This window comes from Fervidicella metallireducens AeB, assembly GCF_000601455.1.
Taxonomy (GTDB): Bacteria; Bacillota; Clostridia; order Clostridiales; family Caloramatoraceae; genus Fervidicella; species Fervidicella metallireducens.
The window spans coordinates 1-11,519 of the sequence record NZ_AZQP01000059.1 but is presented as its reverse complement, the minus strand read 5'-3'; the positions used below and the strand labels follow the sequence as shown (position 1 = coordinate 11,519).

6 protein-coding genes and 4 pseudogenes are annotated in these 11,519 nt (G+C 32.0%); 1 reads left to right on the top strand and 9 read right to left on the bottom strand.

The features are described 5' to 3' along the window. Positions 1 to 10: 10 nt before the first annotated feature. The 4 genes and pseudogenes from rbsC to rbsK all read right to left on the bottom strand — a co-directional run bounded on the left by rbsC (position 11) and on the right by rbsK (position 3,802). Positions 11 to 943 carry a ribose ABC transporter permease gene (gene rbsC, locus Q428_RS12700; RefSeq protein ID WP_035381509.1) on the bottom strand — a complete coding sequence of 311 codons (933 nt, stop codon included), beginning with the start codon at positions 941 to 943 and terminating at the stop codon, positions 11 to 13. A 16-nt stretch (positions 944 to 959) separates the two neighbouring features. Continuing rightward, a pseudogene (locus tag Q428_RS12695) lies at positions 960 to 2,460 on the bottom strand (sugar ABC transporter ATP-binding protein). Positions 2,461 to 2,472: 12 nt separating this feature from the next. Then, positions 2,473 to 2,868 (bottom strand): D-ribose pyranase, encoded by a 396-nt coding sequence (gene rbsD, locus Q428_RS12690; protein ID WP_035381507.1) that lies wholly within the window; start codon positions 2,866 to 2,868, stop codon positions 2,473 to 2,475. A gap of 2 nt (positions 2,869 to 2,870) precedes the next feature. Next, a pseudogene (gene rbsK, locus Q428_RS12685) lies at positions 2,871 to 3,802 on the bottom strand (ribokinase). 694 nt (positions 3,803 to 4,496) lie between these two features. Here rbsK and Q428_RS12680 point away from each other — a divergent pair. Then, positions 4,497 to 7,924, top strand: a pseudogene (locus Q428_RS12680) (pyruvate carboxylase). Positions 7,925 to 8,094: 170 nt separating this feature from the next. Here the strand turns inward: Q428_RS12680 and Q428_RS12675 are convergent. From Q428_RS12675 to Q428_RS12655, 5 genes and pseudogenes are all read right to left on the bottom strand, one after another. Further along, a complete protein-coding gene (locus Q428_RS12675; protein ID WP_035381505.1) occupies positions 8,095 to 8,766 on the bottom strand; it encodes an L-2-amino-thiazoline-4-carboxylic acid hydrolase in 672 nt (223 codons plus the stop codon). A 109-nt stretch (positions 8,767 to 8,875) separates the two neighbouring features. Then, positions 8,876 to 9,232, bottom strand: a complete 357-nt coding sequence (locus Q428_RS12670; protein WP_035381503.1) for a hypothetical protein — start codon at positions 9,230 to 9,232, stop codon at positions 8,876 to 8,878. A 106-nt stretch (positions 9,233 to 9,338) separates the two neighbouring features. Further along, positions 9,339 to 9,530: a hypothetical protein gene (locus Q428_RS12665; protein WP_035381501.1), complete on the bottom strand. Its 192-nt coding sequence runs from the start codon at positions 9,528 to 9,530 to the stop codon at positions 9,339 to 9,341. Positions 9,531 to 9,684: 154 nt separating this feature from the next. Further along, positions 9,685 to 10,811, bottom strand: a pseudogene (locus tag Q428_RS12660) (pyridoxal-phosphate-dependent aminotransferase family protein). 39 nt (positions 10,812 to 10,850) lie between these two features. Then, positions 10,851 to 11,393 carry an ECF transporter S component gene (locus Q428_RS12655; protein ID WP_035381511.1) on the bottom strand — a complete coding sequence of 181 codons (543 nt, stop codon included), beginning with the start codon at positions 11,391 to 11,393 and terminating at the stop codon, positions 10,851 to 10,853. Positions 11,394 to 11,519: the final 126 nt, after the last annotated feature.

The window sequence follows — 11,519 nt, the reverse complement described above, 5'->3', positions numbered from 1 at the left end:
CCTTAATAATTTATTTATTATTTTTTTTGTCAACTAAAACAGCAAATAAGATTACTATACCTTTTACTATCAGCTGATAGAAAGGTGATACATTCATTAAGTTCAAACCGTTGTTTAATACTCCAATAATCATTGCACCAATTATAGTACCAACTATCGTTCCTTCTCCACCAGCAAGACTAGTTCCACCTAAAACTACAGCAGCTATTGCATCAAGTTCATAACCTGATCCTGCATTTGGTGATGCTGAACCAATTCTGCTTGTAACTATAACTCCACTGAGAGCCGCTGCGATACCAGAAATAACATATACAAGTGATTTTACCCTATCAGTATTTATACCTGATAATCTTGCACAATCTTCATTGCCTCCAAGGGCATAGACATATCTTCCAAATCTAGTCTGATTAATAACATACCAAGCTAAAGCAAAAACAACCAAAGTAAATATTACTGGAAATGGTATTCCTAAAATCCTCTTATTGCCTAATACCATAAAATTCATTCCAAGACCTGATATAGGTGTACCATTTGAATAAACATAAGTTACTCCCCTAAAAACAGTCATTGTTGCTAGTGTAACAATAAATGCCTGTATTCTACCCTTTGATATAATAATACCGTTTATTCCTCCTATTATACCTCCTATTACAAGGGCTGCAACTAGTGATAAAAAGACACTGTTTGTAGTCTTCACAAGGGTTGCTGCTATTGCTCCTGTTATTGCAAGTATAGAACCTACAGAAAGGTCAATTCCACCAGTTAATATTACAAAAGTCATACCTATTGCAATAATTGCATTAACTGATACTTGTGTTAATACGTTCATAATGTTGCTTATACTTAAAAATCTAGGAGAGATGACTGAAATAATAATGCATAAAACAATCAAACCAACTAATGACTTATATTTTGTAAGAATTTCCTTTAAATTTCCCTTCATACTATCCCTCCACTTTTTAACTGATTCCAACAGCATATTTCATAATAACCTGTTGATTTGCCTCTTCACGTGATACTTCTCCTGTTATTTTTCCTTCACTCATCACAATAATCCTGTCACTTATTCCAAGTATCTCTTCCATATCAGATGAAATTACAATGATTGCCTTCCCATCTTTTTTTAATTGATTTAATATTTCATATATTTCTTTTTTTGCACCGACATCTATTCCCCTTGTTGGCTCATCAATAATCAATACCTTTGGAGACATCATTATCCATTTAGCAAGTATAACCTTTTGCTGGTTACCACCACTTAGATTTTTTATCAGCTGATGATACCCTGTGGTTTTTACTTTCAGTTTTTTAGAATAGATGTTGTAATCGTCCTTTTCTAGTTTTTTGTTTATTTTTCCAATAGGGCCTTCATAGGCTTTTAAATTTGCCAAAGTCATATTATTTCCAACAGAAAGGTTTAAAACTACACCCTCTTTTTTTCTGTCTTCTGATAAATATGCAATTCCATTTTTTATTGCATCCATCGGTGAATTAATATCTACTGTTTTTCCATCTAAAAGAATTTCTCCTGAAGTTTTCTTATATTCACCAAATATAAGCTTAGCTAACTCCGTTCTACCTGAGCCCATCAATCCTGCAATACCAAGTATTTCCCCTTCTTTTGCAACAAAGGAAGCATTTTTTATTCTGCTTCTATCGCAAATATTCTTAACTTCCAATACCGATTTGCCTGACTTAATTTTAAGGTATGGATACTGTTCCTCAAGTTTTCTTCCTACCATCATTGAAATTAGCTTATCTCTATCAATGTTTCTTACCAAATCCTCACCAATATAACAACCATCCCTCATAACAGTTACTCTGTCACAGATGTTAAAAATTTCTTCTAATCTATGTGATATATAAATTATTGCTATACCTTGATTCTTCAGTCCTTTTATTACTTCAAACAGTTTCTTAGTTTCTACATCTGTTAAAGCTGTTGTAGGTTCATCCATTATTATTATCCTTGCATTTTTAGATGTTGCCTTAACAATTTCAATCATCTGCATCTCCCCTACAGTTAATTCTTTAACTGTAACTCTTGGGTCAACCCTGAGACCAATTTTTTCTAGCAATTCTCTGCTTTTTTCAATCATTTCTTTTTTATTGAGCTTTTTTAATACTCCCTTAACACTTTCATCTCCAAGAAATATTTTCCCAGATACTTAAATTTTGAAGTAAGCTTAATTCCTGATGTATTATTGAAACACCTAATGCATGAGATTCCTTTATTCCATTTATTTCAACCTTTTTACCATGGATAAAAATTTCCCCATCGTCTTTTTTATAAACACCACTTAATATTTTCATTAATGTTGATTTACCAGCTCCATTTTCACCCATTAAAGCCATAACTTCCCCTGAGTAAGCCCTGAGTTCAACATTATCCAGAGCCTTAACTCCCGGGAATGTCTTTGATATATTTTTCATTTCCAAAAGAGGGATTTTGTTTTCCATTACATATCCTCCTTAAAATACTACTCCAGATTTTAAGATAACATTAGCATATGGAGTTTGTTCACCTGTTCTTATGACAGCCTTGCAATCCTTTAACAGATTTTTTAATTCTTCATGTGTAACTAAAGTTATCTTTACATCATCAATCTCATTTTTTATTGCATCAAAGACACTAGGACTTACATCTTTTGTTTCAACTGCAACTATTGCCTCTTCTATCTGTAGTTCCAGCAATACAGCCTTAAGCGTATCAATGAAAGTTGGTATGTTTTTTATCAAAGCAAGATCTATTCTCATTGTTTCATCTGGTATTGGCAGACCACAATCACCGATGGCAATCATATCATTATGGCCCATCTTTGAAATCACATTAGAAATACAGCTGTTTAAAATTCCGATTTTTTTCACTTTTATTCCTCCCCGTACATTTCAACAACTTCAGATAAATATGGCAGGGATGTTTGCGCACCTTTTCTTGTTACTACTATTGATGAAACCTTGTTGGCAAACTTTATCCCTTCAATTAATTTTTCAAAATTTATTTCATCACACTCAGAAAGTTTCTTTGCTAATCCACCTATAAAGGAATCTCCAGCTGCAGTTGTATCAACAGCATCAACTTTATAAGCTGGAACTATCTGACTCATCTCCTTTGTGACAAGGGCTGCTCCCTTTTCTCCTAAAGTTATAATTACATACTTGACTCCCTTTTCTAAAAACTTATTTGCTGCAGCTTCTGCTGTTTTTAAATCATTAACCTCTATTTTTGTAAGCTCGTAAACTTCAGTTTCATTCGGCACAATTATATCTGTATATAAAAGTAGCTCATCTTCTATTTCACTTGCAGGTGCAGGATTTAATATAGTAATTGCCCCATATTCCTTGGCAAGTTTAAATGCACCTTAGTAATTTCTTTTGGAGTCTCAAATTGGGCAATAACTATTTTTGAATTTTTTATTATTTCAACTGTTTTATCAAAATCATTACGCGAAATTGTCATATTCGCTCCTGGAACAACAGTTATTGAATTATTTCCTTGGTCATCAACGTTTATTATAGCCATTCCAGTTGGATTATCATCATCCTTCAAAATATAGTCAAGATTAATCCCATCACCTTTTAATGCTTCCATAAGTATCCTGCCATTGTCATCAACCCCAACTTTACCAAGCATATATACTTCACAACCCAGTCTTCGTGCTGCTACTGCCTGATTTGCTCCCTTTCCCCCAGGTATTTTCCTGAATTCCTTAGCTAAAACTGTTTCTCCAACTCTAGGTATTCTTTTACTATTAATCACCAAATCCATGTTAATACTTCCAAGCACACATACCCTATTCATTAACTTATCCTCCTGAGCTCATTTTTCCTGATAAACCTATTTAACACAAAAAGTGTAGCACATTTCATTTTTTATAAGTACTAATATTAAATCTGCTTCTATATTCTCCAATTAACCGGTTTATTAAACCGGTTAATTTGATTTTAGCATTAATTTTTTTTATAGTCAATTATAAAAATATTATTTTTTTCGTTTTTGTATAGCATTTTTAACTTTTATCTTATTATTTATGACAAAAATTCAATTTGATTTTATGATTTTAACTTTAAATTTGTTTTTAAAGGACTTTATTGAATATACAAATTCCCAAAACATGTGTTTTAAAATAAATATTCTTAATTTTTCTAATGATATAACTATTCGCAATAGTACCTATTTCCACCATATTTCTTTTTAAAAAACCGGTTTATATATGAAATTAAATTCATTTAACAAAAAATTATGGTTATTTTCAGCTATACTTTTTATTCAAATATGTTTTACTATTAATAATACAATAATAAAATTATAAATATTTACATGTATGTATATTAATAAACAAAAATACATACTTCATTCTATCTGTATTTTTCGAAAGATTTTTTTGAACAATTTTTTGAAATTTATTATTTTAAATCTTGCACTTTTTCTTCCAAGAGTGTAATCTAATAATATACATTTACCTGATATAAATAAGAAAAGGTGGCTGAAATAAATGAAACATTTTAAAAGAGTGCTTGTAGCAAACAGAGGTGAAATTGCAATAAGAGTTTTTAGAGCTTGCAGAGAACTGGGTATTCGAACTGTAGCTATTTACTCAAAGGAGGATAAATATTCACTTTTTAGAACAAAAGCAGATGAAGCATATTTGATAGGTAAAAACAAAGGACCAATTGAAGCTTATTTAGATATTGATGAGATAATTAACCTAGCCCTTAAAAAAGGGGTTGATGCCATACATCCCGGGTATGGATTTTTATCTGAAAATCCAGATTTCGCAAGAAAATGTCAGGAGGTTGGAATAGAATTTATAGGCCCAACAGCTGAAATGATTGAACAGGTTGGAGATAAAATAAAATCAAAACTATTAGCTGAAAGCCTTGGAGTTCCCACTATTCCTGGATTAAATAAAGCTATTACTTCCGAAATTGAAGCAATGGAGACTGCTGCTGTCTGTGGCTATCCTGTTATTTTAAAGGCTGCAGCTGGAGGTGGAGGAAGGGGAATGAGAATAGTTAAAAGTGAAGATGAATTATTATCATCCTTTAGAACAGCTAAAAATGAAGCAAAAAAGGCCTTTGGAGCGGATGATATTTTTATAGAAAAATATATTGATAGTCCAAAACATATTGAAGTACAGATTCTAGGTGATAAGTTTGGAAATATAGTCCATCTTTATGAAAGGGATTGTTCCATTCAAAGACGACATCAAAAAGTTATTGAATTCACCCCTTCACTAACGTTGTCCCAGGAAAAAAGACAAAAAATCTGTGAGGATGCTATAAAAATTGCTAAAGCAGTTAAATACAGAGGTGCTGGAACCATAGAGTTTCTTGTAGACTCTAGTGGAAACCATTATTTTATTGAAATGAATCCACGAATTCAGGTTGAGCATACTGTAACTGAAATGGTTACAGGCATAGATATAGTACAGGCACAAATAATGATTGCCCAGTCATATCCTTTAAATTCAAAGGAAATCGGTATATACTCACAGTGTGATGTGATTCCAAGGGGTTATTCAATACAATGCAGAGTTACAACTGAAGATCCTTCTAATAATTTCGCTCCTGACACAGGAAAAATTGACGTATACAGAACTGGCTCAGGTTATGGTATCAGATTAGATGGTGGAAATGGATTTACTGGTGCTGTAATTAGTCCTTATTATGATAGTTTGCTAGTTAAAGTAACCTCATGGTCAAGAAGTTTTGAAGATGCAGCAAAAAAATCCATTCGTTCTCTTAAGGAATTAACAATCAGTGGTGTTAAAACTAATATAGACTTTTTAATAAATGTTCTTAATCATCCAACTTTTTTAAAGGGACAGTGTGATACTAATTTTATTTCTAATACACCCGAATTATTTAGGTTTAAACCACAGGCTGATGAAGAATTAAGGATTTTAAATTTTCTTGGCGATAAAATTGTGAATGAAACACATGGAAATAAACCAGATTTTGATGTACCTGTAGTCCCTAAACTTCTTGAAGTACAAGGTCTCTCTGGTACAAAACAACTTCTTGATAAAGAAGGTCCTGAAGGGCTTGTTAAGTGGATAAAATCCCAGAATAAACTTCTTCTGACTGATACAACAATGAGGGATGCCCAGCAGTCACTTATGGCTACAAGGATGAGAACAAAAGATATGCTTAAAATAGCTAAAGCAACTTCTATCTTAGGAAAGGACCTTTTCTCAATAGAGATGTGGGGGGGAGCTACCTTTGATACCTCATACCGCTTTTTAAAAGAATCACCCTGGGAACGACTTGATGAATTAAGAAAAAGAATACCAAATTTGTTGTTTCAAATGCTTATAAGGGCTCAAATGCCGTTGGATATAAAAATTATCCAGATAACGTTGTTTGTGAAACAATCAAAGAAGCAGCTTCCTCAGGAATAGACGTATTTAGGATATTCGATTCTTTAAACTGGATTAAAGGAATGGAAGTTGCAATAGACGAAGTAATAAAATGCGGTAAAGTTGCAGAAGTATGTATGTGTTACACAGGGGATATACTTGATACTTCAAGAAAAAAATACAATCTTGATTATTATATAACACTTGCAAAGGAAATAGAAAAAACAGGAGCACATATTCTTGGAATTAAGGATATGAGTGCCCTTTTAAAACCATATGCAGCATACAAACTGATTAAAACTTTAAAAGAAAGTATTTCTATTCCAATACACCTTCATACCCATGATACAACAGGTAATGGTGTTGCTACCATATTAATGGCAGCTGAGGCAGGGGTAGATATTGTTGATACAGCATTTGACAGCATGTCAGGACTTACAAGCCAGCCGGCATTAAACTCTGTTGTAGCTGCCCTGAAAAATACAGACCGGGACACCGGACTTAACCTTAAGGAGCTTCAAAGTATATCAGAATATTGGAATGCAGTAAGGCCTGTATATTATCAATTTGAATCAGGTCTAAAATCTGGTTCCACAGAGATATACGATTATGAAATTCCAGGGGGACAATATTCTAATCTTAAAAAGCAGGTTGAAAGTTTTGGGCTAGGTCATAAATTTAATGATATAAAAGAAATGTATAAAAAGGTTAACGATATGCTTGGTGATATTGTAAAGGTTACACCTTCCTCTAAGATGGTTGGAGATTTATCAATTTTTATGGTTAAAAATGATTTAACTCCTGAAAATATCTATGAAAAAGGTTATAATTTAGCATTCCCGGATTCTGTTGTTGCATATTTTAAGGGAATGATGGGACAACCTGAATTTGGTTTTCCAAAAAAGCTTCAGGATATTGTATTAAAGGGTGATAATCCTATAACCTGCAGACCTGGAGAACTTCTCCCTTCTGAAAATTTTGATAGTATATCAAAAATCCTTGAAGATAAGTTTAATTTTAAACCTGCTAAAAGAGATATTATAAGCTATTGTCTATATCCTGATGTTTTTGAATCCTATATTAAATTTAAGAATACTTTTGGAGATTTAAGTAAACTTGGAAGCGATATATTCTTCCATGGATTATATGAGGGTGAAACTTGCGAAATTGAGATTTCTGAGGGTAAGACAATGATAATCAAGCTTAATTCAATTGGCAAATTAGATAACCAAGGATATAGATATCTTGAATTTGAGATTAATGGAAACAGAAGAGAGGTACGAATTAAAGACAAAAGTATTAAAACCGATAAAGATATAACTTCAATTTTGACAGCTGATCCAAAGGATGTAAAGGAAGTCGGTGCCAGCATTCCAGGTTCAATATTAAAAGTCTTAGTAAAGGAAGGTATGGCGGTTAAAAAAGGGGACAGCCTTGTTATTATCGAAGCTATGAAGATGGAAACAAATATACCTTCCCCTATAGATGGAATTGTAGAAAAAATTTATATCAAGGAAGGATCACAAGTTACCTCAGGACAGCTTCTTATAAAATTAAGCTAGTTACTTTCATATACTATATATTTAAGATGTAGAAGTAATTACCCTTAGCATTCTTCAAGTCCTAATTCCTCCATAAAATTACTTCTACATCTTAAAAAATATAAATTACTCAATGTATTGATAAATATTTTTATAATCTGTGTCTATACTTCCACTTCCACAACAAAAGCCTAATCATTCCCGCTTATATGTTGTTTATTTATCTGACAACTACAAAGCATATTCCTGCTTAAATATGATCTTTTGTGAAAATTATCCATTTCAAGTTCTTCTAATAATAGTTTGTTTAACTTACAAATATATGGTTTCAATTCATCAGCACATTCTTCAGTGCAAAATTTTAATATAACACATTCTTTGGTATCTTTTACAAAGTCATGGTTACTTTCGCTTTTTACATCGAATTCACCACTCCAAAGTCTTGATATTTTTTTAGCTGCAGTTTTTTTAAAACTTCTCTTCATATCTGCCATTTGCAATTGTGATAAAACTAATTTTCCAGCTACCCTTTTAATTATTTTAGGATAACTTTCAATATATATTTTGGTTGCCTCAAACATTATCCTTGAAGCTTCTTCAACCCTATAGCCCTGTTTTTTCAACGTTCTGTATGCCGATATATAAATTGCACTTATTATTAAATTATTCTTGATTACATCATCATCACCTATATATGGCATCGTTGGTATTACCATCTCAAACTCTTTTCTTGTTTCAGACAGTAAATCCTTAATAAATTCCCTACTGTACCTTTCACATAACTTTCCTTCAATTCTTTTAGAAATCCTATCATAGATGTTCAGCAGTTTACTTTTAGACTCAAAAAAACTCTTACTTCCCATAACCATCACCCTACGTTAAAAATTTTGTATACATCTATACTTAATTATATCATAACTAATTCAATTTATGTCAAAGGTTAGCATTAGATTAAATTTTATAAATGCCAAACTAATTAGAGAAATTTCCCCTAATCTTTATGTTTCTCATACTGCAAAACTCGTTAGTACAGGTTATGCATGTATGCTCAATTCCCTTTGATATAATATTCCTGCCCGCACCATATAGATAAGTTAATGATTTCTGTGGTTTAACAACAAATCCCTCTTCTATTGTTATTCCCTCTTTTTTTGCTTCATTAACAGAATCAACTATAAATTTCTGAAATTCTAATGGCAATATTCCATCCCCTGGAGCTATCCTGCAAGTTAGCCCTAATTTCTTTTTTATAAGAATTGAAGAAAGTTGTAAATAAAACTCATCTGATATATTGAATAATACATCACTGGCCAATGCATCTAAAATCAATCCCTCAAGAAATAAACTTTTATCAAAGAATTCATTTATTTTTTTGTTATGTCATCCCCAAGAGTTACTATACACAAAATTATGAAATCACTTTCTTTTAACTCATTTATATAGTTAGATTATCAATTGATATGAATCTATATAAACCCAAAGGTTCAATAATATCTTTCGTCAAACTCAATAGTTTATCATATATAACTTCAGCATTATTTATGTCATGAATTTTAAAATAGCTATCTACGTTGTCTAAAACCAATTTTTTGTTTGATTTTATATTAAAATCTTTTATTTTGCCCATAAAATTCCTCACCTTTTTTCTTTCTTACTTAAAAATATTAATAACCTAATACATAAATATAATTTAAATATCACTTTTATCCTTAAGTTTTTCCTTTTTAAAGCACCATATTCAAATAAAAAATTCCCCAAACAATATTGTTTGAGGAACTATTTTATAAATAAAGCTCTTCTGCCATATTACAGCTGCATACAAAACCTAATTCCTTTAAAGCCCCCTGAAGAGCTGACAAAGCATATGCAACCTTCTCAAATCTCGCATTCTCACCCATATGACCAATTCTAAGGACCTTCCCCTTTAAATATCCAAATGAGCCTGCAATCATTACCTTATATTTTTCAACCATTAGTTTCTTAGTAATTCATCATCAATTCCTTCTGGAATATCAATTACAGTAACAGTGTTAGAGAATCCTCCTTCTAAATGCAGCTTAAGTCCTGCCTTTTTTATAGTCTTTCTGACTGCTTCCGCAACTTCTTTATGTCTTGTAAGTACTTCTTTATCTTCAAGTATATTATCAATTGCAACCCTGAACCCCATAATATCACTGATAGGCATAGTGTAAGGGAACCATTTATCAGCATAATAATTCTTCCATATCAAAAGATTACAATAGTATGATGCTATTGGTGTTCTACGAGTCTCCATTGCTTTGAAAGCATCGTCACTTATGCTTAAAAATGTTAATCCTGGAGGTGCTGATAAACATTTTTGTGTTGCACCTAAAGCAATATCAATCTTCCAGTCATCTACCAGTAACTTTTCGCCACCCATAGCAGCAACACTGTCAACAACAGTAATTATTCCTTTTTCTTTTAGCATTGGACATATTTTTGATACATCATTTAAAACACCTGAAGGTGTATCACAATGTACAACTGTTGCATATTTAAAATTACTGTCATTAGCTAAAAACTTTTCAAGTTTTTCTAAATCTATACTTCTTTTTCTATCATCTTTGTAAATTACAGCCTCTCCTCCGTACATTTTTACAAAATCTGCAAAACCTTCTCCAAAGATGCCATTATCGAGGACAAGTACTCTGTCTCCAGCTTCAGTTAATGAAGCACAAGCTGCTTCAAGTCCTAAAATACCCTCACCGCAAAGTATCCTTACCTCATTTTTTGTATTTAAAAATTTTCCTGCTCTTTCACAGGTTTCTTTATAAAACTCATAAAAATTCACATCCAAATCTGGATTTGTTGTTTCCATAGCCCTTGCAAGTCTAACATTTTCCCTTATCTGTGTAGGTCCTGGAGTCATTACAAAAGGTACCTTCATTTTAAAACCTCCAATAAATTAAATCTATTTGGTTACCCTTTAAAATAATTTAGTTCTTTTTAAAATTGCTGATATTGGAATTCCAGCAGCTGCCCCAATTACTATCTGAAGAGCATCACCAGGAATTGAAGCTATTGGTGCCACCCAGTTTCCATATAATATCACAGAAGTCATGTAATATCCTGCAATCATCCAGATTCCACTTACTACAATTGCTATTATATTCCAAAGTAAGGATTCACCATTTCTTCCCTTTGAATAAGCAATAGCTCCCATTACATATCCCATTACAGGCCTTATAACAAATGTAAATGGTGCCCAGGCAACCCAAGGGGAAGTTAAATCAAACAAAGCCATTCCAACAGAACCTGATATCGCTGCTTTTTTCTTTCCAAAGACTAATGCTGCAATAATTAGCATTCCCGTTCCTAAATGAACTAATCCACCATCATTAAAGGAAATCGGCAACATAATCTTAATTGAATGTGTTGCTAAAAATACCAATGCTGTAAGCATAGATGTAATTATCATATCATATACTCTTTTATTGTTTTGTGTTCTTTCAGTAACCTTTCTTTCCATAAATCTCCCTCCATCCTTATAATTGTATGCATACATTTTTATATCTCCTTTAGATACAATTATTATATTTATATCAAACTAAAAATCAATATCTTTTTTAAAAAATTTCTGAAAATAAAATAAGGA